Below are 24,274 nucleotides of genomic sequence, written 5' to 3'. Positions count from 1 at the left end.
TTGATGAACTCGATTTTTATAAATTAAATTAGGCTGATAACTTGATGGGTACTTTCTGTTCTTGAATGGATTTCTGAACAAAGTTTTGAATCCATTCAACCATCGTACTGACTTTATTGGTATTGGTCATTGATGTTGGATAGGTCATATAGTAAGAGTGTTGCGTCTGCATTTCATAAGGCCAAGCCACTACTAGTTCACCACTTTGTAGTTCTTTAGCGATTAAAAACTTAGGAACTAAAGCAATTCCACATCCAGACATTGCAGCATGAATACACGCATAGAAGGTATCAAATCTAGGGCCAAACAATGGATGTTCTGTCATTGTTTCCTGCATTTGAAAATACTCTTCCCAAGCTCGAGGACGAGATTGGGTTTGAATTAATACATAATTTTGAAAATCATCTAGACTGTTGAAGGGTTGATCTATTAACTCTGGAGAACAAACAGCAATACAGTTTTCTGGAAATAACTCAATGCTGGTCATATCACGCCATACACCTGAGCCGTATAAGAAGGCAATATCAATAACGCCGTTGTCTAAATCAGACGAACACGTTTGTTCCTGAATATCGAGATGAAAATTAGGATATTGTTTACAAAAACCTTTGAGAGCGGGAATTAACCAACGTGCACAAAGTGTTGGATGTATTGAAATTTTTAAGGTTTCTGCTTCAGATCCATGTGAGAGTAAATTCAAAACTGACTGTTCAATTTGGCCCAAAATTTGTTGAGTTTCTTTGAAAAAAAGCGCTCCACTTGGGGTGAGCTGTAGACCATGTAAACAGCGTTCAAATAACTGTGTTTTTAAACTACACTCTAAATGTGCGACTTGTTTACTCACAGCACTTTGAGTCATGTGCAAAATTTGTGCTGCTTTGGTGAAGCTTAAAAAACGAGCAGATGCCTCAAAACAACGTAGTGATGTCGTAGACGGGTAGGTTCTAGCGGTCATTTTTTGCATATCAATCCCTTTACGTATGGCATTTATAAAAGTCATATGTCTTGTATGCCAAAAACTAACTTTGATCTTATTGAATGAATATCTTAGATTCACATCAGGGAAAGCCCTTTTCTCAATGATGTGAAATCATGTACTTTAACGAGATAATCTAAGTGGTTTTAACATAGATATGCAGATGAAAACATTATCTAAATGTATCATCTTATATGATATAAATTTATTTGCTGTATAAACAGCCAGCGAGCACCTGAAAGTTACTCAGGTGGCTGTTTATTTGAAATGACTTAAAACTTATAAAGAAAAATTAAATTAAATAGATTGTTGTGTGAAGCAGATGGGTCACCTTGTGCAAATGAGTATGTATTTCCTCCAACAAAAGCATCATTTTTGGAAATAATGTATTCACCAATGAGCGATATGCTTTTGTAATCTAATTGAGTACCGAGTATGTAGCGTGTGGAATCACTGGAATTTGAGGTTGATTTCTGTAGCTGACTAAATGTTGCATATGGGCTAATCTGAATATCGTTCGCTAAAGCAAAACTGTAGAGTAAATCCGCAGTATAAAAATAGCCTTTATTTGCTACAGCATAATTCATATCAAAAGACCCAAACATGGAGCTATCGGTGAATATTGGGTCATGATTGTTAATATCATTATGTCCACCAGTTAAGGTAATTTTTAGTGGTTTATAATCGAGTTGACCGAATAAAGCCCAACTTTTACGTTCACCAGATTGCTGATTACTTTTATTTTTAATTTCAGATAACCAATATGAACCTCCTAGATTCAAATTTAATCGCTCAGCATCGTCTAGCGCCCATTGGTGTTGTGCTCGCATAAGCCACATATTTTTTTCTTCTAATTGACTGTGTGCAGAATCTGTTTGTACTAGATTTGCACTATACCGTGCAGCATCGCGACTTTTGCCAGTATAGCTACCAGCATCACCAGTAAAGTAAGCGAACTCTAACTGTGTTGAGCCAATGGGATATTGATATTTTATCCCTAAGTTATGAACATCTTCTAAACCCATATTAACCAATATGCCACCATACCAATTACTAGACCAACTTCTCGCTGGGCCGAAAGGAATTTCTTGTACGCCGACTTGGAGCAGATGATTCGGGCTAAATTGGTAACGAATATTGGCATCGACTAATGATGAAAAATCGCATAATTTATCAAATTGATAACAACGGTATTCAAAATTTCCTTCAAATTTATCACGTTGATATTTGAGTGCTAACTTTGCAGCATCAAATTTGAGCTTATGCTCTTCATCAGAATAGCTTTTGTTTTGAATATTGGCTCTGAGCCAACCTGATATTTCTAATTGCCCCATTTTTTGCTCAGCACTGCCAAAGCTGAATGGAGATGCAGCAACTGTAAAAGGTATCAAGCTCATACTTAGAGGAAAAACGATTGTGTTAAAAGAAAATCTCATGTTTAGGCGCTTCCATATGCCAAAAGTTGAAATGATGCTAGGGGGTAATTACCCCGGATAAGTACCGCGTTCTTTACGAGCAATTAAAATTCGTTCACAAGCAACGATATATGCAGCGGTACGCAGTGAACAATTTTTATCTAAGGCTTTGTCCCAAACTGTATTTATTGCATGGCACATAATGCGATCTAGGCGTTGATTAATTTCATCCTCACTCCAAAAGAAACTTGCCAAGTCTTGAACCCATTCAAAATAACTTACAGTGACACCTCCTGCATTACAGATGACATCAGGTACTAAGGTAATATGACGCTTTGCTAAAATATCATCTGCTGCAGCGAGTGTTGGTCCATTTGAACCTTCAAGAATTAATCGAGTTTGTATGCTTTGCGCTATTTCGGGGGAAATGACATTTTCAAGTGCAGCAGGAATGAAAATCTCTGCTGGAATTTTCCAGAATTGTGTAGACTCAATTTCATTGTTGGGACAATAACCTTGAATTTTGCCATGTGTATGTTGATAGTGTTGTAATGCTTCTATATCAATGCCATCTTCCTGATATAGCGTGGCACTATGATCTTGGATACAAATGATTTTTGCACCAGCTTGTGCAAATAAATATGCAGCCTCAGCACCGACATTACCAAATCCTTGAACACAGACTTTGGCTTGTTGAATTTTTAATTGAATTTTTGCGGCAATTTCATTTCCAGTAATGAAAACGCCACGGCCTGTTGCTTTAGAGCGGCCCAAAGAGCCACCAAGATGGACGGGTTTTCCTGTGACTACGCCAGTAACGGTTGAACCAGCATTCATTGAATAAGTATCCATCATCCAAGCCATCACCTGAGCATTGGTACCGACATCTGGGGCAGGAATATCTTTTTGTGGCCCAATAATATTATTAATTTCTGCAGTATAACGACGCGTCAAACGTTCGAGTTCTCGTTTGGATAATAATGATGGGTCTACACGGACTCCACCTTTAGCACCACCAAAAGGAAGGTCTATTGCTGCACATTTAATGGTCATCCACGCTGAAAGTGCCATAACTTCATTTAAATCAACACAAGGATGAAAACGAACACCGCCCTTGCCAGGTCCACGTGTTAGGCTGTGTTGAACGCGAAATCCCTCAAAATGCCGAATAGTACCGTCATCCATTTCTACGGGGATATTTACGATCATCGCTCGTTTGGGGCGTTTTAATGTATCGAGTTGATCATTTAAGTCCTCCAAATAAGGAGCAACTCGGTCTAATTGAGTTAAATAGTTATTCCATGCAGATTGGTCTTGATGTACATATGAGAGTTGATTCATAGCGCAACCTAATAAAAGTCCTTTTATTTATCATTGTTCTAGATCAAAGCTTTATTTGTCGATCTGTATTTTAAATAGATCTATTTTTTATAGTATTTACATTATTTTAAAATAAAAATGTAAATGAATAAAAAATTGAAGCTTAATGTAAAACAGTGGGTTTGAAATAATGTTGTTTATATTATTAGATGAATAAAAATAAAAAGTATTAAATAAAAATAAAATATTTATGAAAAGAAGTTGTGAGGGTATTCCCTTTTTTCGCTTGTTAAAAGTAGCCTTGCTAAAGATACTCAAACGAAAGTTGAGAAGTAATCACAATATCAATATTTTCCTCTGTAAAAGCATGAATACAACATAACAGTATATTGTCATTCAAGTCAGGATGGTGGGGATTCACCGATCTTAGAGGTATTGATAAAACTATTTAGAAAAAGGGATTTTAATGGGCAATATTTCACAAGGATCATCTACCTTAAGTGCGAGTTTATCTAACCGCCAAGTGACCATGATTACCATTGGTGGGATGATTGGTGCTGGGCTTTTTATTGGTTCAGCTTCCGCAATACAAGTTGCAGGCCCCGCAATTTTAATTTCTTATGCGTTAACTGGCATATTGGTGTTTTTAGTGATGCGAATGCTAGGGGAAATGGCGGTGTTGCAGCCAGACTCAGGATCGTTTTCTACTTATGCCGCAAGTGCAATTGGTCCTTGGGCAGGCTTTAGTATCGGTTGGTTATATTGGTGGTTTTGGGTATTAATTATTCCAGTTGAAGCAATTGCTGGGGCAAATATTTTACATCATTATTTTCCATCCTTACCTTCATGGGTTTATGCGGTAGGCATTATGCTGGTTTTGACCATCAGTAATTTATTGAATGTGAAAAACTTCGGTGAATTTGAGTATTGGTTCGCTTTAATCAAAGTGGTTGCCATCATTGCCTTTATTGCCATTGGACTTGCCGCAGTATTGGGTTTCTGGCCACTGGCAAAGGTAGGTGGCGTGTCCCATTTATATGCTCATGGTGGCTTTATGCCAAATGGTATTGGTGCTGTGTTCTCTGGCATTTTAGTGACAATCTTTTCTTTTTTTGGTTCTGAGGTTGTATCTATTGCTGCAGCAGAGTCTAAAAATCCACAGCAACAAATTCGTAAAGCAACCAATCTAGTGATTTATCGAATTGCACTATTTTATATCTTGTCGATCTTTTTGGTTGTAGCTTTGGTTGATTGGAGTGCTCCTGGTCTTACTGAAATGGGGACTTTTCAATATGTACTGCATGTATTGAATGTACCAGAAACCAGACTAATTATTGACTTTGTAGTATTTATAGCAGTGTGCAGCTGTATGAATACGGGTATTTACATTGCCTCTCGGATGTTATTTTCACTTGGTGTACGTCAAGATGCTCCACGTATGGTAATGAAATTGACTCCAAATGGAGTACCTCGTGTGGCTGTATTGGCATCTAGTGCTGCTGGTTTTGTAGGTTGTTATGCAAACTATGCCTTTCCTGGTCAAGTTTTTAGTTTCTTACTTTCTTCAACAGGCGCCATTGCATTAATGGTCTATTTAGTCATTGCGATATCACAACTAAAAATGCGATATCGGATACAGCAAAACGGTGTGGTTTTAGAGTTTAAAATGTGGCTCTTTCCATGGTTAACTTGGGCTGTAATTGCTGTCATTTCAACTGTACTAGGATATATGTTTTTCTCACCAGAATATCGCTATGAAACCTATTTCTCGATCAGTATTACTATATTGGTAGTTTTACTTAGTAAAATTGTCACTCGAAAAAGAAATCGTGAGGAATTGTTTTTAAAAGTCATGTAGTTAATATTTTATATTTATTTTAATAATCGCCTGAATAAGGCGATTTTTTATTATTCGAATTTGAAAGAAAAAAAGAATTAGATTATTCTAAAAAGTCCTGCACTTTATAATAGGTGGTAATTTACATTTAAATGTATGGATGTAAATATTTAATCTAATCAAATTATGATTAAAGGGATTTTATGATTAATAATACAAATGACACAAAACTAAAACATGCATTATCAAATAGACAAGTTTCCATGATTACTTTGGGAGGTATTGTCGGTGCTGGTTTATTTGTTGTCTCCGCCACAGCGCTTAATACGATTGGCCCAGCGATTCTACTTTCATATGCTCTAACAGGAATTATGGTGTTATTTGTCATGAGAATGTTAGGTGAAATGGCCATTCGTAAACCAGATTCTGGTGCATTTTCGACCTATGCAAGTGAATCTTTAGGGCATTGGGCAGGGTTTACTATTGGTTGGTTGTATTGGTGGTTTTGGGTTTTGGTTGTTGCATTTGAATCAATTTTAGGGGCGAATATTTTTCATCATTATTTCCCTGAAATACCTGCTTGGTTATTTGCCGTAATCTCAATTGTTTTATTGGCTTGTAGCAATTTGATGGATGTTCGCAAGTTTGGTGAATTTGAATTTTGGTTTGCGTTACTGAAGGTCATTGCAATTATCGGTTTTTGTTTATTTTGTACATTGGCTATTTTTGGGTTTTGGCCATTAGTAGAACAAAAAAATATTAGTGGTTTTAGCAACATGCTTAATTATGGTGGGTTTATCCCTAATGGTTATGGTTCCATTTTGACGGGGATGATGATTTCCATGTTCACCTTTTTTGGGGTGGAAATGTTATCAATTTTAGCAGCTGAGGCTAAAAATCCAGAAGTACAAATTAAAAAAGCATGTAACTTGGTTATTGCTCGGATTGCACTTTTCTATATTGTTTCAATTTTCTTGGTGTTATGTATTGTGCCTTGGAATGATCCTGGGCTGCAAGAAATGGGGACTTTCCAGTATGTTTTATATCGGTTAAATGTACCAGGTGCACGTCTTGTAATGGATTTAATCGTTTTTATTGCGGTGACCAGTGTTCTAAATTCAGGATTATATACTGCCTCACGTATGTTGTTTTCATTAAGTCAACGTGGCGATGCACCGAAGTTTATTGCTCAGGTTTCAAATAATGGTGTACCTCGTTATGCCGTTGTTGCTTGTACAGTAATAGCCGTAGCTGCTGTAGCGATTAACTATTGTTTTCCCGAACAGGTCTTTATGGTGCTGTTGTCGACCATGAATGCGATTGGATTATTAGTTTATTTGGTCATCGCATTTTCTCAGTTGGTTTCACGCTCACGTTTAGAAAAACAAGGTGTCAAACTCAAATTTAAAATGTGGCTCTTTCCTTGGTTAACCTATTTTATTATCGCGGTAATGTTTAGTGTGCTGGGCTATATGTTCTTTTCTGAGCAGCATCGTTCAGAAACTATTGTCACATTATCACTGGCTGGATTTATTTTATTGATGAGTTTTATTCGGAAAAAGAAACAACATCAATCTTCAGTACTTTCTTCAACATTAGCTGACAATTAAAAAGGATTTTAAAATGATAACACTGACTCATACACAGGCAAAGCAACTCTGTAATCAGGTCTTGATGAAGGCTGGCTATAGTACAACACATGTTCAAGCCATTGAAAAAGTATTAATGCAAGCACAGCTTGATGACTGCCACTCACATGGTTTATATCGTTTACTCAATTGTGTGGTGTCTTTAAAGAAGGGTAAAGTTTCAGCAAGCTCATTGCCTATAATTCATGATCTAAGTCCTAGTGTTATTAAAGTTGATGTTCAATCCGCAATGGCGCCATTTGCTTTGCAAACATCTATACCATTGGTCGTAGAGAAAGCTAAAGCTCAAGGTGTTGCATTGTTAGCTTTAAATAATAGTGTGCATACTACGGCTTTGTGGTACGAAGTTGAGTTATTGGTAAATCAAGGTTTGGTGGCTTTTGTATGTACTTCAAACCATGCTTGGGTTGTACCAGAAGGTGGAAAAATACCATTATTGGGCACCAACCCAATGGCATTTGGATGGCCAAGACCTGATGGCGCTCATCCATTTATTTTTGATTTTTCTACTACAGCTTTAGCAAGAGGGGATATCGAGTTATATCGCAAAAATGGTCAACTATTACCTGATGGTTGTGGTGTAGATGCTGAAGGAAAGCCAACAAATGACCCAGAGATTATTCTAAGTTCTGGTGCAATGAAAACCTTTGGTGCGCACAAAGGTTCAGCTTTAGCTGCAATGATTGAGCTTCTTGCTGGGCCATTGATTGGCGATGTACTTAGTATAGAGTCGCAACAAAAAGATGCAGGTGCTGGTGGGTCACCTTTAGGTGGTGAGTTTATTTTGGCCATATCTCCAGAAAAATTATTGGGTGGTTTAACATCACAGTATATGAATAATGCTGAACAATTATTTAATGGTTATGAAGATCAAAAGATTCGTCTTCCTTCTGCACGACGTTATCAGGCGCGTGCTAAAAATTTGGCTTCTGGAACAGTACAATTAAATCAGAGTGTCTATGAAGATTTGCTGGAGTACCTCAACAGCTAAACACTAAATCATGCAGAGTATGTACTTTGTTTATTATGAGCTATTCATGAGTGGATTAAAGCTGACCTGAATTAATGTTGACTTGGCTATAGGGCATTGAATATGACATAAAACAATGTCCTAGGCTTCAAAATAAATCTTGTTATTTATAAATAGGTTAAAATGGGGGCAGTAAATTTAGCTTTAACTCATTGAACTTTACTTCAGTTGGTATGGGTTTTTAATCCACCTTATTTTTTAAATTAAATCAGCATGTTGCTTAATTAGTATATGATTCAGTATTCGAAAATATAGAATACCTATTTTTTAGGAATGTTTTAGGTTATTCATAACCAATCAAGGTTTACTTCGTGTGCTATTTTGCTTATTATCGAAGCTATGTTCGTTTTACATGTCTAACGATTAAGCTATCTTTTATTAATTGTGAAAGGGCTTAGTTGTCTATCTGATGTGCTAATGCGCGATCAACTCTTTCCGCTTGTTGAGTTTTAGATTGTTGTCCCGTTTCGGGGCTTTTTTTATGGATGCGATAACGGTTTTCTTAGATATTACTCAAAGTATTGTGTAAAAAATCAATCTGTATTATTTGTAAGATAATTGACACACTAAACCAAACGGGGCAGGTGTTGATTTAGCTTAAGGAGTCAAAAATGGCTAAACCCAATATTATTATTTCTTCACAGGATCTACATCGACTAGAAACGATGCTAGATAACCAAACTAATTTGACTCCAACAATGCAGCATTTGGAGGAAGAGTTAGCACGTGCAGATGTAGTAGAGCCACAAGATCTACCTGCAAATGTTGTTAGTATGAATGCCAAAGTATTGGTTGTTATTGCTCCTGCTACCGAAGCTACAGAAATCACGTTGGTTTATCCGCATGATTTTAAAGGTGAAAAAGGGCAAGTTAATATTGTTGCTCCAGTAGGTGCTGCAATTTTAGGTCTAATGGAAGGCCAAGAAATTGAATGGCCACAACCCGATGGCCATATGATGTGTGTAAAAATTGAAAAAGTGCTTTATCAACCGGAACGTGAGGGTAACTTCCTTTAAGTTATTTTGTATCATTTGAATAGCAACAGCCCAGTCATATGACTGGGCTGAATTTTTTAAAGGGTGTTAGCAACTAGAACCCAGAAGTATTTCCTTTTGCAGGATATTTAAATTGATGCTCTATTTGTACTTCAAACTTCTGTTTTTCAGCCAAAGGAATTATCCATTGGTTAATATTGGGTTGGTTTTTCCATTGGGTTTGCGTAGGAGGTACACTGTATTTGGATAGCGTTGTTAATAAACTATTTCTGCTTTGTGGTGCAGCATCCATTAATACCAGTTGAATCGGGTAGCCATGCTGATTTTCAATCATGTACTTATATTTCTGCTGAGTTTCTTGTTGCGCATTAGCTAAGTTTGTTTTTTTATCCATTAAATCAATTTTTTCTACTTTAACTTGAGGGTCCACACCAAAATTAATTTGAGGTTGTTGCTCTGTAAGTTGATCTACATTTTGCTCGCCAATATAGTCACCATCACGATAAAGTTTGATACTTCCTGTAGTCCACTGTTGATTAAAGTCTGGAATTTCAACATTGAGCATTGCTTGATCCGATTGTTTTGGTATGACCCATGTACTCAATTGGATTGCATATTGTTCTGATTTCAGCGGGAGCTGTATTTGTTGTTGACCACTACTGATTGAGGTTGTGGTATCTGCATGAAACTCTGCACTGAAATTACGAATTTCTTGGTTAAACTGCGAAGAGAAGGCGAGAACTTCTTGTTTTGCCAAACTTGTTTCAGTTAGTTTATCCCTTGATTCTTCATAGATAGCGATCGGTGCCGGTACTGGATGTATTAGGCGTGGTTGTGGGGGCGAATAATTCACCCACCATGCTTGAGGTGAGAGCTGTTGTACGTGATTGCTTGGTACGTTTGTCGATAAAGTCAGTTTGATATTGCTCCAATCTTCACCTGTTTTTTGTACAATCATCGCCATATGGGTAAGCGTTAATTGTTTGTTTTTACTGTCGAGTTCTGCTTTATAGATAGGTTGCCAATACGCATAAGTAGGCACAATATAACTTATGCGGATCTCTCCACTGCTATTGGTTTGTAAAAAAAATTTGAGTTGTCTTTGATTAAAACGATGATCACCGATTCTATTTAAATCGGCTTGTAATTCAGATAAACGTTGCTCTAAATCTTTTTTCTGTTTATTGGCTTGATCAGCTGCAACAAATGCGTCATAGGCTTCACGTCGAACTTTGGAGCCAGAACCACGCGTTAAGTGTTCTAAGAAACGGTTTTGCAGCTCTGCTGCATTAATTATGGCGTTTTGACTGGCGATTTCATCTCGGAGTTTTTTAATTTGCTCTTGTAGCTGCTGTGACTCTTGACCAGATGGTTTATTCAGAGAACTATCACTGTGTACAAATGCACTAACCTGTACCCCTTGAGTTTGATACTGTAGTTGAGAAATATCAAAATTTGCAGGGAGGCCATCTAAACTAACCACAGTTTCCCCAGGTTTTACTTTTAATATGCGTTCAACTTTTGCAGCATTGGGATAAAGTGTAACGTGTTGGATAGGGGCCTCTTTCAAACTTAATGCAAACAGATTTGTACTTGGAATAATTAAGGATGAAATGACTAAATATAAGTATTTGATTTTCATTGGTGTGAATACAATAAGTGACTGTTTATTAGCCATTATTGTAGAAGATATTGATTGAATTACAAAGAAATTTGAGACTCACTTTCTTTTACTTGCATTTAGTTTTTCATTGGTGTGACAGAAACATATTTTTGCAAATATTGATTACGAATCTCACTACGCTGTTCTACAGTGGTTGCCTTTTCCAGTTTCCGACGCATCTCTGTACGATCTGCACTACTCATTTGTTGCCATGCTTCACGCATTTTTTGTTTTTCTTGTTCTGGAAGTTGAGTGAACCAGTCCATACGTTGCTGTAATGACTGGTTTTGATCGGCAGGGAGTTCTTTTAAATCTTGGTAACGTTTAATCAATGCACGTTGTTCATCACTAGATAACTGTTCCCATCCTTCATCTAGATTTTTACTGTTATCTGATGATTTGGAAAAAAACCAAAAACGGTCAATTCCTGCAAAACTTGTTTGCAAAATGCCAAAGGTACAACAAGTAATCAAGATTAATCTAGCTACCATGACTGGCTTTATCCTCAGCAAACACTGATAACATCTCTAAGTCTTCAACCATTTGTGGAGATAATTTAGGTGAAGCAATGGTTTGATGCTCGTAATTTTGTTGATTAAGATCAAGTGAGTTGGGTAAGACAAAGATTCCCATCACTGCGGCAGCAACAGCAAATCCAGTCATTTTCCAGCTACGGCGGTCAGACGATTTTTTTTGCTGTATATGTTCAATGACATGGCTCATCACCAACGGCTTATTGGGGTGTTGTTGTGCTAGCTGATCGAGCTTGGCAATCACTTGTTTTCTTAGATCATCATTCTTCATTTCTAGACCCCTTCAAATTTGGATTGAGATGAGCCAATGCTGTTCTTAACCCTTGAATAGCACGGTGATAGTGAGTTTTTACACTCCCTTCTGAGCAATCCATAATTTGTGCGGTAGTTTGAGTATCAAAACCTTCCCAAGCCCGAAGCATAAAAGCTTGTTGCTGTCGTTGTGGGAGCTGTGCAATAGCATTCTGAATTTCTTCAGCAGTCACCGCTTGATCCAAAAAACTTAATGGATCTAGCGTAGATTCATCGATAACATCAATGATTTCATCTTCGTCTGTATCGAGGCTTTTCTTACGAAACAAAGAAAAGGGCGCTGCACGTCGTGCTTCTTTACGTCGCCAATCTTGTAATTTGTTATTTAAAATAGTGTAAAACAGCGGATACCACTCTTCAGTACTTTTCTCTGCATAACTTTTATGTAATGCAATAAAAGCTTCTTGTACTAAATCCATGGCTATACCATCTTGTCCACGAGTCGCATTTTCCATCATGACTAACGCACGACCAGTCACTTCTTGCATGAAGAATTTTAGGCGTTGTTCAGCCGTGCTCTTAGAAACACTGGCTGTTTGAGACTGATTGGGCGTTAGATCCATAGAGATGGAAAATCCCCGCATAGGGTGTCGACCTTTGTTTAGACTTTCATCTGCAAATAACGTCTAAACAACTATATTGGTTGACAACGTGATGAACTATTTTTCTACAGTGTAAATGATTTTTATCTAGAATCTGCTGTAAATAAAATAATTTAACGATTAAGTTATGTTTGAAACTTCCTTGTTAAGTCTGAAATTACAGTCGTTGACGTACCATTTCAAAGAAACATACCGAGCCAGCTATGGCAACATTTAATGACTCTTGGCCACCAGGCTGAGGAATAGTGACAGCATGTGCATGTTGTAAAGCAAAATCGGATACTCCTTGACCCTCATTGCCTAAAATCCACGCACAAGTACAGCTGAGATCTTGTTGATAGATACTACTAGCATGATGCGAGCTTGTCGCATAGAGCGGAATTTCAAAACGAGGAATAATTTGCTCTACTTCATAGTTTTCAAAACAACGTAGAGAAAAATGGGCACCCATACCAGCACGAAGAACACGTGGTGACCAAAGCGCAGCAGTCCCGGCTGTGGCAATGATTTGTTTAATTCCTGCAGCAGCGGCAGAACGGAGCAGTGTACCTACATTGCCAGGGTCTTGGATGTTTTCAAGAATTAAAGTGTCAACAGTATAGTCAATACCACTGTCTGCTTGAGGAAGATCAATAATTGCTAAGCAGGCAAGAGTTGTACCTAAGGTACTGAGGTCACGGTACTGGGCTTCACTAACAACAAAAACATGGCCTTGATATGCATCAATAACTTGTTGTAGCTCAGGGTTTTCCAAGGCTTTTTCAGTGGTAAATAATGAATGGATACGGTTTTGCTGTGCAAGCCACGCTAAACACAAATGAGTACCTTCAAGTACAGTTTGTCTTTGTTTTCTACGGAAACTGGCTTGAAGGATTAATCCACGTAAGTGCTTAATTTTAGGATTATCTTTTGATTCTAAGAAAATCGTCGACATAACAATGAGTCCGGCATAAACGGCACTGGGCGGTTGAAATGATCACCTTTTAAATGATCAGCTCAATCGCCCAGTACGTAGATATTATTGATGATATTGAGTAACTAAGTCGACTTCATTTTTAGAGCCAATCACAACAGGAACACGTTGGTGTAGTTCAGAAGGTTGGATTTCCATAATGCGTACACGACCTGTGGTTGAGGCGCCGCCAGCTTGTTCAATCAACATACTCATTGGATTTGCTTCATACATTAAACGTAAACGACCAGCTTTTTTGGGGTCTTTTAGGTCGTATGGATATAAGAAAATACCGCTACGGCAGAGGATACGGTGAATATCACCCACCATACACGCGACCCAACGCATATTAAAATCTTTAGCACGAACTGAGGTTTTTCCTGCTTGTAGTTCATCAATATAACGTTTTATTGGTGCTTCCCAGTGACGTTGGTTTGAAGCATTGATTGCATATTCTTGAGTATCAGCAGCAACTTCAACTTTTTCACTGGTGAGTAAGAAAGTTTGACTTTCAGGATCAAAAGTAAAGAACACAACACCAGCGCCAACAGTAAGCACAAGCATTGTTGATGGACCATAAAGGACATAACCCGCAGCCACTTGTTGTGTTCCTGCTTGAAGGAAATCTTCAGCCTGAGCTGGTGAGTTTACAGCAGGTAAGATGGAGAAGATGGTACCGACACACATATTGATATCAATATTGCTTGAGCCATCAAGTGGGTCAAATAATACTAAATATTGACCACCATTTTGGGCTGGGGTAAATTCATCCAATTCTTCAGATGCTAAGCCAGCAACATTGGGATGAGATTGTAATGCAGCAATAAGATGATCATTTGAAATGACATCTAGTTTTTTTTGTGTTTCGCCTTGTACGTTTTCGTGTCCAGCACTGCCAAGAACACCAGCTAAAGCACCTTTTTGCAAATCTTGATCAATGATTTTGGTCGTTTCAGCAATTTGCTCAATAACAGCAGCTAGTTCCGCTGTTAAATTGCCTTCTTGTTGTGATAAATATTGCGACAATGTGCGATAGGCCATAGCAAAGATGCTCCACGATACAAAAATTAAGAGTAAATAAAAATCAGCGGATAGTTTAGAGGAGTTCCGCTGAAAATAGAAATATTAAGCACGCATTTGTCCTGATTTTGCACTTGCATATGTAATGGAACCTGTTATGTTGATGTAAATGGAGTTGCGATATCAGGAGAATGGATATGACGACAAAAAAATTTGATGAGATGCCTTCACCAAATGAAGGGATTGATTTTGCTAATATTAGTGCAGATAAAGTCAAAGATGCTTGGAAAGATTACGATGTTAAACCAGAATATAAACAATTCAATAAACACGATCTAATCGAATCTATGCAAGATCAAGAAACAAATAAAAAGTCTTAATCTATGAGCGTATAGAACAAAAAGCACCCCATGTGGGGTGCTTTTTCATATCGGGATCATTTAGAAGATCATGATATAACTTATTTTAACAATGGTGGCACTGCTTCATAGTTGATTTCCACACGACGGTTTTCTTTCCATGCAGCTTCGTTATGACCAAGATTGACTGGCGCTTCTTTACCATAACTTACAGCTTCAAGCTGATTGGCATTGACACCACTTGTAATCAGGTAGCTTTGAACAGCTTTTGCACGACGTTCACCTAGAGCCATGTTGTATTCACGTGTTCCGCGTTCATCGGTATGACCTGTTAAAGCAACTTTTGAATTGGCATTGGCACGTAAGAATTGCGCATGAGCTTGTAATGTTTGGTAATCAACATTCGATAACTCACTACTGTCATAGCTAAAATGCACAACACGTTTGGCTAAGAATGCTTTATTTTCTTCAGTGACACCTTTTGCAGAGGCACCAGCTAAGTTTTGTGCATTGATTGCTGCATCTTCACTTAAACCGTCTGTACTTACCGAAGTACCAGGTAAGTTTGTTGTACCCAAGTTATTTGTATCTGTAACAGGTTTACGGCTAGCGCAACCAGTCATGATAAGACTAACAGCAAGAACGGGTAGAGCTAAAGTTTTAAGTACCTGCATGGGAATCTCCATATTTTAAGGTAATCTTTGTTGTAAAGGTTGAAATTATTTCGGGGCCCAAGCAGGTTCACGAACCTCACCTTGTTCACTTGGTAAATTCATACGGAAACGGCCATCAGTAGACATAATAGAAAGTAAGCCACGGTTTCCTTCACGAGTTGCATAGACTACCATCTGTCCGTTTGGTGAGAAACTTGGTGACTCATCAAGACTGGTTGGTGTCAAAATGTTGGTTACACCAGTGGCAATTTCTTGAATTGCAACTTTATAGTTACTACCAGAAGGACGGTGAACTAATGCAACATATTTACCATCGGCACTTAAGCTACCTCGTGCATTAAATGCACCACGGAACGTTAAGCGTTTAACACTACCATCGGCAAAAGTGTAACGATAAATCTGTGCCGAGCCGCCGCGATCAGAGGTAAAGATAAACGACTTACCGTCAGGGGCATAGCGTGCTTCTGTATCAATTGCACTGTCATTGGTCATGCGCTGAATTTGACGAGTATTGAGATCCATTTGGTAGATTTCAGGGTTACCATGCATTGAAGCAGTGAATAACATTTGTGTACCATCTGGAGAGAAACTTGGTGCGCCATTTAGACCAACAAATTTGGCCAGAACTTCACGTTGTCCTGTAGCTAAATCTTGTAAATAAATGGCTGGACGCTTAGTTTCAAAAGAGACATAGGCAATTTTTTTCGCATCAGGTGTCCAAGCAGGTGACAAAATTGGGTCACGTGAGCGTAATACCGTTTTAGGTTGCTCACCATCTGTATCTGCAATTTGTAGCGTGTATCGTTCAGCTGGTGTAGCTTGATTACGTAGCACATAAGCAATACGTCCAGTGAAATCACCTTTGATTCCAGTCAAGGCTTCATAGATGGTATCACTGATCATGTGTGATGCAGCGCGTAGACGAGATGCAGGTACAGTCAATAATTCATTGAGCAAATATTTTTGCTTGTCCACATCATAAAGTTGGTAGTGGATTGCATAACTACCATCTGCATTGGTTTTGATTTCACCAAGTACAACATATGGTACCCCAGCAGCTTTCCAGCTTTGAGCATCCACATTATTGAGTGTGGCGCTGGCAGGAAGATTTTTTGAGCTGCTGGTGAAACGTCCTGAACGATTGAGATCTTGTTCAATGACAGGATAAACGGATTGATCATTGCTAAAAGGAATGACAGCAATTTGTGGGGCTTGCTCAGGTGCTTTTGCAATCTCAAAATAGAGTTGCGCATAGGTATTCGTTGTAACGACTGGGCTTATCGCCACAACCATTGCTAAACCGATTAAACGTGTAGACAAGATCTTCATTGTTACTTATTTACTCAAACATGTTGTTGGTTCAATCATTCTAGATTTGTATCATAACTACATAATTTTAATCTATATAAAGCATGTAATGATGAATATAGGATGAAGAAAAAATTAATTGATCATGATCATAATCGACCCAGCAGATAGTGTCATGTAGTTTTATGCTGTGATGATTAAAATTAACTAATGCTATACCAAAAAGATTTACTGATTTTGTAGCCGTGACTTGTAATAAGATTTTTGTGTATTGATCATACAACAAAAATATAATGCTTGTTGAAATAGAGCAATAGACTAGGCACAAAATTCGCGTAAAAAAATGTGGATCTTATAAAAAAATAATATGACTAAATCTCTTTAATCTAAACAGAAAAAACCTGCCGAAGCAGGGTTTATACATGGTGTACTGATTTATTTAACGGTAAATGCAACTTTAAAGGATTGGGCTAAACGCCGTGTCTCAGGATCACTTGGCATTGGAAAGGGTGCAGCTGCACGAACTGCTTGTTCGACACTGGTTTTAACTTCGGGATTTGATGCCTGTATATAGATTGAAGATATCAAACCACTATCCGTTAAGATGACTCGTGCTGTTGCAACATCTCCTTTGCAGTCCATTGGAACCTGCCATTCGCGATACACTCGGTTGCGAAAGTCTCGTCCTATAGCTGCTAAGGTAACTTTTTGAGTGGAAGGTTGAGTTGGGTGCAACAGTAATGCTTGATATTGCGCTGGTGACATGCCTTGTGGGACTGCATCAGAGCGAATTTGCAGTGTTTGTGATGTAGTACTGAGGAGGGGTGTGGTCTGTGCATATAGATTCAGTGTGCAGCTCAGTGTGGTAAAAATAAAGAGCAATTTTTTCATTATAAAAGACAATGCTATATAAGCTTAAAAATTCATAATAATGTGATGCAGTTTAAAAATAAACCCTGCCGAAGCAGGGTTTATACGTAGTGTAATGATTTATTTTACAGTTAATGTTGATTTAAAGGATTGCGCCAAACGCCGAGCTTCTGGATCACTTGGCATTGGGTACGGTGCTGCTGCACGAACCGCTTTTTCGGCACTGGCCTTAACGGCAGGGTCTGAAGCAGAAACATAAACAGAAGCGACTTGGCCGCTTGGTGTAAGCGTTACACTGACAGTCGCTTTTTCACCTGTTTTACCCACAGGTGGTTGCCACGTGCGATCAACCTTATTACGGAAATCACGTGTTGCATTCGATGCCGTAGTTTTTGCTTGCGCCGTTTTGGCTTGGGCAGAAGCCTTTTTCGTGTCAGCAAGCTCATCATCGAGTTCGCTATTTAAACGTTTTCGATTTGCTTCAGCTTGTTTACGTTTTGCTGCATCAGCTTCAGCTTGTTTGCGTTTTGCCGCATCAGCTTCTGCTTGTTTACGTTTTGCCGTATCAGCTTCTGCTTGTTTACGTTTTGCCGCATCAGCTTCAGCTTGTTTACGTTTTGCCGCATCAGCTTCAGCTTGTTTGCGTTTTGCTGCATCAGCTTCAGCTTGTTTGCGTTTTGCTGCATCAGCTTCGGCTTGTTTGCGTTTCGCCGCATCGGCTTCAGCTTGCTTGCGTTTTGCCGCATCGGCTTCAGCTTGTTTGCGTTTCGCCGCATCGGCTTCTGCTTGTTTACGTTTTGCTGCATCGGCTTCGGCTTGTTTGCGTTTTGCCGCATCAGCTTCAGCTTGTTTGCGTTTTGCCGCATCAGCTTCAGCTTGTTTGCGTTTTGCTGCATCAGCTTCGGCTTGCTTGCGTTTTGCCGCATCGGCTTCAGCTTGTTTGCGTTTTGCTGCATCGGCTTCAGCTTGTTTGCGTTTTTGCTCAGCTGCAATAGCATCTTTACGTTTTTGCTCAGCAGCCGCAGCTTGTTGGCGTGCACGTTCAGCTGCAAGTTGTTGTTGACGTGCTTGCTCCTGAGCTTTCGCTTTTGCTTCAGCTGTCTTCGCATTACGCGCATCTTCAATTGCTTTTAGACGAGCTTTTTCAGCAGCAACAGCTTGAAGGCGTGCTTGTTCAGCAGCTTGAGCCTGAGCTTTTTGTTCAGCAGCATGTTTTTCAGCAGCAAGTTTAGACGCGGCCAATGCTTGTAACTCAGCAGGAGAAGGGCCAGATGGTTGTTCAATTGCAGGGCTGGGCTCTGCAATATCAACCATAACAGGTTCAGTCTCATCTGTTGTGTCAACAGCAATAGGTTCAGGTGGTGGCAAATCCTCTGGTTTAATCAATATGGTTTTGATTTTTTTCGGAGGCTCTGGTGGTTTACTTAGGCCTAGATATAACAGGCTACCAATCGCTACAATATGCACGGCTACAGTAAAACCAATGGCTATCGCTTTGTCTTTAGACACTACTGGTTTCGAATTTTTCATAGCTTATTTGTTCGGCTCAGTTAACAGGCCAACCTGAGAAAGGCCAGTTTCTTGCAAACTCGACATTAATGCAATGACATCACCATAAGGCCGCTCTTTATCACCTTTAACTAATACAGTGAGTTGTTGTTGATTGCTTTTCGCGTCTGTTTGCGCTTGGGTTAATACCTGTTTAAGTTGTTCCAAAGTGATTGGTTCACTTTCACTATGTGATTTATAGCTTAAAAAGATTTGTCCAGACTTATCTAAAGATACAATTGCTGGTGCCTCTTTGGACTCAAAGGTTGTGCTATTTGCTTGTGGTAGATCAACATCAATACCTGCAGTAATCATAGGTGCAGTAACCATAAAGATCACGAGAAGTACTAACATGACATCGATATAAGGCACCACATTCATTTCACTTTTCAGTGGTTTTTTGACGCGTTGAAAGCGTCTAGAACGTTGGATAGCCATTATTCTTCTTCCTGTGCTGTACCCACAGAACGGCGTTGAAGTAACGCAACCATTTCTTCTGAAAATAATGCGCGATCAGAGTATAGTTCTTCACTTTTTGCTGTGTAATGGTTAAAAGCAAGTACAGCAGGAATTGCGGCGAATAGACCAATCGCAGTTGCAATGAGTGCTTCAGCAATGCCAGGAGCAACAGTTGCTAAAGTGACTTGATCAACTTGAGCAAGACCAATAAAGGCATTCATAATGCCCCAAACTGTACCAAACAGACCAACATAAGGTGCAACCGAACCAATACTGGCTAAGGCACTTAACCCTTTTTCGAGTAGACCTTGATCACGGCTTAAACCAACTGACAAAATACGTTCAGTGCTGTCGATACAATCACGTGGAGTTGCTTGGCGTTTTTCAAGTTTATAAAATTCACCTAAACCGTGATAAAAAATATCTTCTAAACCTTCGCGTTTTGAATTGAGTTGTGCATTATTAAAGAGGGTAGAGAGCTCTGCACCTGACCAAAAGATTTTTTGGAAATGTTCATCGCCCTTACGCGCTTTTTTATAACTTAAATGTAATTTAGCAATGAGGTACCAGCTCGTTAGTGAAGCAAGTACCAAAGCCAGCATGACCAGTTGAACAACTGGACTTGCTTGTAAGATTAAATCAGAGATATGCAGTGTAGATTCGAGTTGTGTTGCCATAGATAGTTGTGCCAATCATAATTTTTATTCATGTGCTAATTCCTTTTGAATTAGTTCATGGATTTCGCTTGGTAAGCGGAGAGGTCTCATATTTGCACCGATACATGCCAACTCAACCTCACCAGATGCAAGCATGATTTCACCACGATAAATATTTTGTTGCAACACAAAAGATGTTGCTTTACATGAAACTACATTTGCACTCACAGTAATTAAATCATCCATTAAAATCGGACGCATATATTTAACAGCAATTTTATGTACGACAAAATTATAATCTTTTTGGTGCCAATAATGACCAATGCCTGAAGCACGTAACCATTCAGTTCGTGTACGTTCCATAAAACGAATATGATTGGCATGATAAACGATGCCACCAGCATCAGTATCTTCCATATAAACACGGATTTGGAATTCGAATTGGTTTGCCATGTAAAAGTATCCCAGTGTTAAAAGGCATATGTCAGTACAGATGCTCTAACAGGTTAAAATGAAAATATTGTTATGCGTTGCCTTAGACATGCACGTGCATGAGCGCTGTGCGGATTTTAGCATATTGCCTGCGTGGGCAAATGGCGCAAGTCGCCAAACTGTAATTGATGTAATGGCGTTAAAAACACCAGTTTTACTTTAGTAGAACTTGCTCGTTAGCAACAAGATTTAAAAGCTAAAACTTTTCTTTTAAGCTAATATTTTGTTTTACTTTATTGAAATTTAAAAATATTTTTAATTTTACGATAAGCTGAATTAATCAGCCTATCGTGAATGTTTGCTTATTTTTCTTTAGGTTCAGGTGGTGTCATACCAAACTGTAAATAGGCCTTATGAGTGGCAATACGGCCTCTTGCTGTTCGCATCGCATAGCCTTGTTGGATCAAATAAGGTTCAATGACATCTTCAAGTGTGCCAGCATCTTCGGCCATAGCTGCTGCTAAAGCATCAACGCCTGCTGGTCCTCCATCGAAACGTTCCAACAATAAACTTAAGTAACGACGATCAAGTGTATCTAGGCCAGCTTTATCTACATTAAGCATATCAAGTGCGCGCTGAGCCATTTCTTGGGTGACTTCACCTGTGCCTTTTACTTGAGCATAGTCACGGACTCGACGGAGCAAACGATTGGCAATACGAGGAGTACCTCGTGATCGTCTAGCAATTTCTTCTGCACCTGTGTGTGTCGTTGGTACATCCATTAAATGTGCTGAACGGCTAACAATATGGGTGAGATCTTCAACTGAATAAAACTCAAGACGTTGCACAATACCAAAACGATCACGCAAAGGAGAGGTAAGTAAGCCAGCACGGGTTGTCGCTGCAACTAAAGTAAATGGAGGGAGGTCCAACTTAATTGAACGAGCTGCAGGGCCTTCTCCAATCATGATATCCAGTTGATAATCTTCCATGGCTGGATAAAGAATTTCTTCAATCACAGGAGAAAGACGATGAATTTCATCAATAAATAAGACATCACCTTCCTCTAGGTTGGTGAGCATAGCGGCTAAATCACCCGCACGTTCAAGCACTGGGCCAGAGGTGGATTTTAAATTTCCACCCATTTCTCTTGCAATAATATTAGCTAAGGTCGTTTTACCTAGACCCGGTGGACCAAAAATTAAAGTGTGATCGAGTGCTTCACCACGTCCACGTGCAGCACCAATAAAGATTTCCATTTGTTCACGTACCACTGGCTGACCAATGTAGTCACTCAGACTGGTAGGGCGAATGGCTCGATCAAAATGATCTTCGGGTTTCTCACTGCCACTAATCAGGCGATCTTGCATCATGGTTATATCAACTTATTTCATCATCGATTTGAGTGCTGCACGGATCAGGTCGGCAGACTCAGTAAATTCGGCTTTAACAGCTGCAACAGCTTTTTGTGCTTCTACAGGTTTATAGCCCAGTGACTGTAAAGCTGCTTCTGCCTCTGCCACAGCAGAGTTTGCATTAAACTGAATTTGTGTGTGTGTGCCAGCTGCTGCATTTGCTGGTGTTGCTAATTGTTTAAAGCGGTCACGTAATTCAATCATTAACCGTTCTGCTGTTTTCTTACCCACACCTGGAACTTTAATGAGTGTATTAATGTCTTCTGTTTCAACTGTTTGAATCAGTAGGTCTACACTTAATGTCGATAAAATTCCTAATGCCATTTTAGGGCCAACACCATTTACCTTAAGTAAGGTGCGAAAAATTAATTTTTCTTGACCGTGCATAAAACCGTAAAGCTGTTGTGCATCTTCACGTACCACTAAATGGGTCCATAGCGTAATTTTTTGCCCTTTTTGTAGTTGGCAAAAAGTAGATAAAGGAGTATCAACCTCATAGCCAACACCATTAACATTAAGTAAGACGCAGGGCGCCTCTAGGGCTAAAACTTCACCAATTAAACATCCAATCATGTTTGTGTCACTTCTTTATATGTATGGTCTAATGCGGCCATAGTAGTCGGCATTGTGAGGAAAGGCAAAATATCGTTTGTTGATATGTTCATCTAGAGAAAACCAATTTTATTGCCTTGTAACTCTTGGGCCAGTTGATACGCTTGATGGTCTGAAAATTTACTAATGACATCGAGTACCTGCATGATATTGTCATAATGTTGTTCTCCAAGATCAGCGCCAGCATGATGTAAAATGGTCATTAGGCGATTTTCCTTAAAACTTAGACTCTTACCAGGCGTAGTTAATGGAATGAAAGCATTAAGCAGGTGTTGTAGGCTTTCATGAGCAATAATTTCTAACCCTGACTTTTGTGGATGTTGAAAAATTTTGGTCCGCGCTAGTTGTTTAGCATCTTCAATGCCTAATTCAATATCAGGACTACAATATTGCAATAAGCTGCCTTTTAGTTGTCCAGATAGAATTTGAAAATGATGTTTGGCAAAGGCAGAACTCACTTCTTCGACTAAACGTTTCATTACACGGCCACGCAAAGCTGCAATTTTTTGTTGCCAAGTTGTATTGGGTATTGCCAGTTCTTCTGGTTGAGGATATTCGCCAATCAAGTTTAGAAAGATGGGTTCAACCTCAGCATAGGTGAGCATTTGTAAAGTAATACCATCTTCTAAATCGATTAAGGCATAACAAATATCATCTGCTGCTTCTAATAAATAGGTGAGGGGATGACGGCAATAATGATAGTCACCTAATTGAATTAGACCGAGCTGTTGCGCAATCTGTTGTAAGATGTCTTTTTCTGATTGATAACAACCAAACTTAGCACGTTGGCTTGCTGGAATATCACCTTGTGCAGCAATGGTTTTAGATAGCCAAGGATATTTAAGATATGCCCCCAAAGTGGCATATGTCAGACGCATACCGCCATCGTAAGGGTGATAATCAATTTTGCTGAGGAGTCGTAGACCTTGAGCATTCCCTTCAAATTGTCGAACGTCTGCTTGTTGTTCTGGGCTTAAATCTTGTAAAAAGTTAGTGTGGGAAGCATCATCAAACCACTCACGAATCGCATATTCGCCAGCATGGCCAAAAGGTGGATTGCCAATATCATGTGCGAGACAAGCAGCCTGAATAATGGCACCAACATCGGCAGGGGAAATCCACATGGGTAATTCGTGCTGAATTTTTTCAGCAGTGAGCATCCCCAGAGAACGTCCAATACAAGAGACTTCAAGAGAGTGGGTTAGTCGAGTGTGAATGCCATCATGTTGGCTTAATGGGTGTACTTGAGTTTTACGGTTAAGTTGACGAAAACTCTGTGAAAAAATAATACGGTCATAATCTTTGTGAAAAGGGCTACGTGCTTGTTCGGAATTGTGTTTTTTCGTTCCAAGTCTTACTGTTGATAACAGTTCTAACCAACGCATTTGTGTCATTTATCATTATTCACTCTGTATTTCTTGGCATCATGCCAAAAAAAAAGCTAAAGCACTAGATCTTAACGATTTCAAAAGCAGTGCTTTGTTCTTTTAGGCGACATAGTTTGTCTCTTTACTGCTTTCATGGGTAAATGTCTAAGCAGATCTACAATGTAGATGTCTCTAAATAAGCCAATCTTGTGAAATACCTATATTTAAAAAGTGGATATGACTAGCTGAAAAGCTGCTTTCGAAGTAGAA

Annotated in this window: 25 protein-coding genes; 6 read left to right on the top strand and 19 right to left on the bottom strand. The window is 39.0% G+C overall.

Annotated elements, in window-relative coordinates; genetic code table 11:
• Positions 1-28 precede the first annotated feature (28 nt).
• The 3 genes from RFH42_RS03880 to RFH42_RS03870 form a co-directional block, all read right to left on the bottom strand.
• The gene (locus tag RFH42_RS03880; protein WP_308974240.1) at positions 29-964 is read right to left on the bottom strand and encodes a LysR substrate-binding domain-containing protein; all 936 of its coding nucleotides are present in this window, start codon (positions 962-964) and stop codon (positions 29-31) included.
• Positions 965-1,248: 284 nt separating this feature from the next.
• The gene (locus RFH42_RS03875) at positions 1,249-2,412 is read right to left on the bottom strand and encodes a hypothetical protein (RefSeq protein ID WP_308974239.1); all 1,164 of its coding nucleotides are present in this window, start codon (positions 2,410-2,412) and stop codon (positions 1,249-1,251) included.
• A 48-nt stretch (positions 2,413-2,460) separates the two neighbouring features.
• A complete protein-coding gene (locus tag RFH42_RS03870; protein WP_308974238.1) occupies positions 2,461-3,732 on the bottom strand; it encodes a Glu/Leu/Phe/Val family dehydrogenase in 1,272 nt (423 codons plus the stop codon).
• A 445-nt stretch (positions 3,733-4,177) separates the two neighbouring features.
• On the opposite strand from RFH42_RS03870, the gene RFH42_RS03865 reads away from it, so the two are divergent.
• The 4 genes from RFH42_RS03865 to rnk all read left to right on the top strand — a co-directional run bounded on the left by RFH42_RS03865 (position 4,178) and on the right by rnk (position 9,243).
• Positions 4,178-5,569, top strand: coding sequence for an amino acid permease (locus RFH42_RS03865; RefSeq protein WP_308974237.1), 1,392 nt, complete (start codon positions 4,178-4,180; stop codon positions 5,567-5,569).
• 185 nt (positions 5,570-5,754) lie between these two features.
• Positions 5,755-7,158 carry an amino acid permease gene (locus RFH42_RS03860; RefSeq protein ID WP_374990810.1) on the top strand — a complete coding sequence of 468 codons (1,404 nt, stop codon included), beginning with the start codon at positions 5,755-5,757 and terminating at the stop codon, positions 7,156-7,158.
• 13 nt (positions 7,159-7,171) lie between these two features.
• Positions 7,172-8,188, top strand: a complete 1,017-nt coding sequence (locus tag RFH42_RS03855; RefSeq protein WP_308974235.1) for an Ldh family oxidoreductase — start codon at positions 7,172-7,174, stop codon at positions 8,186-8,188.
• Between the two features lie 650 nt (positions 8,189-8,838).
• On the top strand, positions 8,839-9,243 hold the full coding sequence (rnk, locus tag RFH42_RS03850) for a nucleoside diphosphate kinase regulator (RefSeq protein WP_308974234.1): 405 nt from the start codon (positions 8,839-8,841) through the stop codon (positions 9,241-9,243).
• Positions 9,244-9,316: 73 nt separating this feature from the next.
• Here rnk and RFH42_RS03845 read toward each other — a convergent pair whose 3' ends face one another.
• From RFH42_RS03845 to RFH42_RS03820, 6 genes are all read right to left on the bottom strand, one after another.
• Positions 9,317-10,864 (bottom strand): DUF4139 domain-containing protein, encoded by a 1,548-nt coding sequence (locus RFH42_RS03845; RefSeq protein ID WP_308974233.1) that lies wholly within the window; start codon positions 10,862-10,864, stop codon positions 9,317-9,319.
• Between the two features lie 98 nt (positions 10,865-10,962).
• The gene (locus RFH42_RS03840; protein WP_308974232.1) at positions 10,963-11,376 is read right to left on the bottom strand and encodes a DUF3106 domain-containing protein; all 414 of its coding nucleotides are present in this window, start codon (positions 11,374-11,376) and stop codon (positions 10,963-10,965) included.
• The gene (locus RFH42_RS03835) at positions 11,366-11,689 is read right to left on the bottom strand and encodes a hypothetical protein (RefSeq protein ID WP_308974231.1); all 324 of its coding nucleotides are present in this window, start codon (positions 11,687-11,689) and stop codon (positions 11,366-11,368) included. Before RFH42_RS03835 ends, RFH42_RS03840 begins: the two co-directional genes overlap by 11 nt.
• On the bottom strand, positions 11,679-12,293 hold the full coding sequence (locus tag RFH42_RS03830) for an RNA polymerase sigma factor (protein ID WP_308974230.1): 615 nt from the start codon (positions 12,291-12,293) through the stop codon (positions 11,679-11,681). The genes RFH42_RS03835 and RFH42_RS03830 overlap by 11 nt, the downstream gene beginning before the upstream one ends.
• Positions 12,294-12,489: 196 nt before the next feature.
• Positions 12,490-13,266, bottom strand: coding sequence for a TrmH family RNA methyltransferase (locus RFH42_RS03825; RefSeq protein WP_308974229.1), 777 nt, complete (start codon positions 13,264-13,266; stop codon positions 12,490-12,492).
• A gap of 84 nt (positions 13,267-13,350) precedes the next feature.
• Positions 13,351-14,325: a class 1 fructose-bisphosphatase gene (locus RFH42_RS03820; protein WP_308974228.1), complete on the bottom strand. Its 975-nt coding sequence runs from the start codon at positions 14,323-14,325 to the stop codon at positions 13,351-13,353.
• A gap of 176 nt (positions 14,326-14,501) precedes the next feature.
• On the opposite strand from RFH42_RS03820, the gene RFH42_RS03815 reads away from it, so the two are divergent.
• Positions 14,502-14,684: an NF038105 family protein gene (locus tag RFH42_RS03815; protein ID WP_308974227.1), complete on the top strand. Its 183-nt coding sequence runs from the start codon at positions 14,502-14,504 to the stop codon at positions 14,682-14,684.
• An 80-nt stretch (positions 14,685-14,764) separates the two neighbouring features.
• Here the strand turns inward: RFH42_RS03815 and pal are convergent, their stop codons facing one another.
• The 7 genes from pal to ybgC form a co-directional block, all read right to left on the bottom strand.
• Entirely contained in the window at positions 14,765-15,337 is a 573-nt protein-coding gene (gene pal, locus RFH42_RS03810) for a peptidoglycan-associated lipoprotein Pal (RefSeq protein ID WP_308974226.1), read from the bottom strand.
• 45 nt (positions 15,338-15,382) lie between these two features.
• Positions 15,383-16,666, bottom strand: coding sequence for a Tol-Pal system beta propeller repeat protein TolB (gene tolB, locus RFH42_RS03805; protein ID WP_308974224.1), 1,284 nt, complete (start codon positions 16,664-16,666; stop codon positions 15,383-15,385).
• 414 nt (positions 16,667-17,080) lie between these two features.
• Positions 17,081-17,536 carry a cell envelope integrity protein TolA gene (locus RFH42_RS03800; protein ID WP_308974222.1) on the bottom strand — a complete coding sequence of 152 codons (456 nt, stop codon included), beginning with the start codon at positions 17,534-17,536 and terminating at the stop codon, positions 17,081-17,083.
• 99 nt (positions 17,537-17,635) lie between these two features.
• Complete coding sequence (gene tolA, locus RFH42_RS03795) at positions 17,636-19,045, bottom strand: cell envelope integrity protein TolA (RefSeq protein ID WP_308974221.1); 1,410 nt, start codon at positions 19,043-19,045, stop codon at positions 17,636-17,638.
• 3 nt (positions 19,046-19,048) lie between these two features.
• On the bottom strand, positions 19,049-19,501 hold the full coding sequence (gene tolR / locus RFH42_RS03790; protein ID WP_308974220.1) for a protein TolR: 453 nt from the start codon (positions 19,499-19,501) through the stop codon (positions 19,049-19,051).
• The gene (gene tolQ / locus RFH42_RS03785) at positions 19,501-20,199 is read right to left on the bottom strand and encodes a protein TolQ (RefSeq protein ID WP_308974219.1); all 699 of its coding nucleotides are present in this window, start codon (positions 20,197-20,199) and stop codon (positions 19,501-19,503) included. The genes tolR and tolQ overlap by 1 nt, the downstream gene beginning before the upstream one ends.
• A gap of 24 nt (positions 20,200-20,223) precedes the next feature.
• A complete protein-coding gene (gene ybgC, locus RFH42_RS03780; protein ID WP_016655396.1) occupies positions 20,224-20,631 on the bottom strand; it encodes a tol-pal system-associated acyl-CoA thioesterase in 408 nt (135 codons plus the stop codon).
• Between the two features lie 58 nt (positions 20,632-20,689).
• On the opposite strand from ybgC, the gene RFH42_RS03775 reads away from it, so the two are divergent.
• Positions 20,690-20,833 (top strand): hypothetical protein, encoded by a 144-nt coding sequence (locus RFH42_RS03775; RefSeq protein ID WP_308974218.1) that lies wholly within the window; start codon positions 20,690-20,692, stop codon positions 20,831-20,833.
• Positions 20,834-20,972: 139 nt separating this feature from the next.
• On the opposite strand, the gene ruvB is transcribed toward RFH42_RS03775, so the two are convergent.
• From ruvB to RFH42_RS03760, 3 genes are all read right to left on the bottom strand, one after another.
• Positions 20,973-21,980, bottom strand: coding sequence for a Holliday junction branch migration DNA helicase RuvB (gene ruvB, locus RFH42_RS03770; RefSeq protein ID WP_308974273.1), 1,008 nt, complete (start codon positions 21,978-21,980; stop codon positions 20,973-20,975).
• 15 nt (positions 21,981-21,995) lie between these two features.
• Positions 21,996-22,598, bottom strand: coding sequence for a Holliday junction branch migration protein RuvA (gene ruvA, locus RFH42_RS03765; protein ID WP_308974217.1), 603 nt, complete (start codon positions 22,596-22,598; stop codon positions 21,996-21,998).
• A gap of 92 nt (positions 22,599-22,690) precedes the next feature.
• Positions 22,691-24,031, bottom strand: a complete 1,341-nt coding sequence (locus RFH42_RS03760; protein ID WP_308974216.1) for a deoxyguanosinetriphosphate triphosphohydrolase — start codon at positions 24,029-24,031, stop codon at positions 22,691-22,693.
• Positions 24,032-24,274 lie beyond the last annotated feature (243 nt).

This window comes from Acinetobacter rudis (assembly GCF_031157835.1).
GTDB lineage: Bacteria > Pseudomonadota > Gammaproteobacteria > Pseudomonadales > Moraxellaceae > Acinetobacter > Acinetobacter rudis_A.
Note: the sequence above shows the minus strand (reverse complement) of the source record. Positions and strands in the feature narration are given on the sequence as shown.

Bases quoted from the DNA above. Each gene is read 5' to 3' on its own strand.
- RFH42_RS03855 (WP_308974235.1), top strand. From the start codon at position 7,172: ATGATAACACTGACTCATACACAGGCAAAGCAACTCTGTAATCAGGTC.
- RFH42_RS03875 (WP_308974239.1), bottom strand. From the start codon at position 2,412: ATGAGATTTTCTTTTAACACAATCGTTTTTCCTCTAAGTATGAGCTTG.
- RFH42_RS03845 (WP_308974233.1), bottom strand. From the start codon at position 10,864: ATGAAAATCAAATACTTATATTTAGTCATTTCATCCTTAATTATTCCA.
- RFH42_RS03830 (WP_308974230.1), bottom strand. From the start codon at position 12,293: ATGGATCTAACGCCCAATCAGTCTCAAACAGCCAGTGTTTCTAAGAGC.
- tolQ (WP_308974219.1), bottom strand. From the start codon at position 20,199: ATGGCAACACAACTCGAATCTACACTGCATATCTCTGATTTAATCTTA.
- RFH42_RS03800 (WP_308974222.1), bottom strand. From the start codon at position 17,536: ATGAAAAAATTGCTCTTTATTTTTACCACACTGAGCTGCACACTGAAT.
- tolB (WP_308974224.1), bottom strand. From the start codon at position 16,666: ATGAAGATCTTGTCTACACGTTTAATCGGTTTAGCAATGGTTGTGGCG.
- ybgC (WP_016655396.1), bottom strand. From the start codon at position 20,631: ATGGCAAACCAATTCGAATTCCAAATCCGTGTTTATATGGAAGATACT.
- RFH42_RS03840 (WP_308974232.1), bottom strand. From the start codon at position 11,376: ATGGTAGCTAGATTAATCTTGATTACTTGTTGTACCTTTGGCATTTTG.
- RFH42_RS03825 (WP_308974229.1), bottom strand. From the start codon at position 13,266: ATGTCGACGATTTTCTTAGAATCAAAAGATAATCCTAAAATTAAGCAC.
- tolA (WP_308974221.1), bottom strand. From the start codon at position 19,045: ATGAAAAATTCGAAACCAGTAGTGTCTAAAGACAAAGCGATAGCCATT.
- ruvB (WP_308974273.1), bottom strand. From the start codon at position 21,980: ATGCAAGATCGCCTGATTAGTGGCAGTGAGAAACCCGAAGATCATTTT.
- RFH42_RS03820 (WP_308974228.1), bottom strand. From the start codon at position 14,325: ATGGCCTATCGCACATTGTCGCAATATTTATCACAACAAGAAGGCAAT.
- RFH42_RS03865 (WP_308974237.1), top strand. From the start codon at position 4,178: ATGGGCAATATTTCACAAGGATCATCTACCTTAAGTGCGAGTTTATCT.
- RFH42_RS03760 (WP_308974216.1), bottom strand. From the start codon at position 24,031: ATGACACAAATGCGTTGGTTAGAACTGTTATCAACAGTAAGACTTGGA.
- RFH42_RS03835 (WP_308974231.1), bottom strand. From the start codon at position 11,689: ATGAAGAATGATGATCTAAGAAAACAAGTGATTGCCAAGCTCGATCAG.
- RFH42_RS03815 (WP_308974227.1), top strand. From the start codon at position 14,502: ATGACGACAAAAAAATTTGATGAGATGCCTTCACCAAATGAAGGGATT.
- RFH42_RS03870 (WP_308974238.1), bottom strand. From the start codon at position 3,732: ATGAATCAACTCTCATATGTACATCAAGACCAATCTGCATGGAATAAC.
- pal (WP_308974226.1), bottom strand. From the start codon at position 15,337: ATGCAGGTACTTAAAACTTTAGCTCTACCCGTTCTTGCTGTTAGTCTT.
- RFH42_RS03775 (WP_308974218.1), top strand. From the start codon at position 20,690: ATGAAAATATTGTTATGCGTTGCCTTAGACATGCACGTGCATGAGCGC.
- rnk (WP_308974234.1), top strand. From the start codon at position 8,839: ATGGCTAAACCCAATATTATTATTTCTTCACAGGATCTACATCGACTA.
- tolR (WP_308974220.1), bottom strand. From the start codon at position 19,501: ATGGCTATCCAACGTTCTAGACGCTTTCAACGCGTCAAAAAACCACTG.
- ruvA (WP_308974217.1), bottom strand. From the start codon at position 22,598: ATGATTGGATGTTTAATTGGTGAAGTTTTAGCCCTAGAGGCGCCCTGC.
- RFH42_RS03880 (WP_308974240.1), bottom strand. From the start codon at position 964: ATGCAAAAAATGACCGCTAGAACCTACCCGTCTACGACATCACTACGT.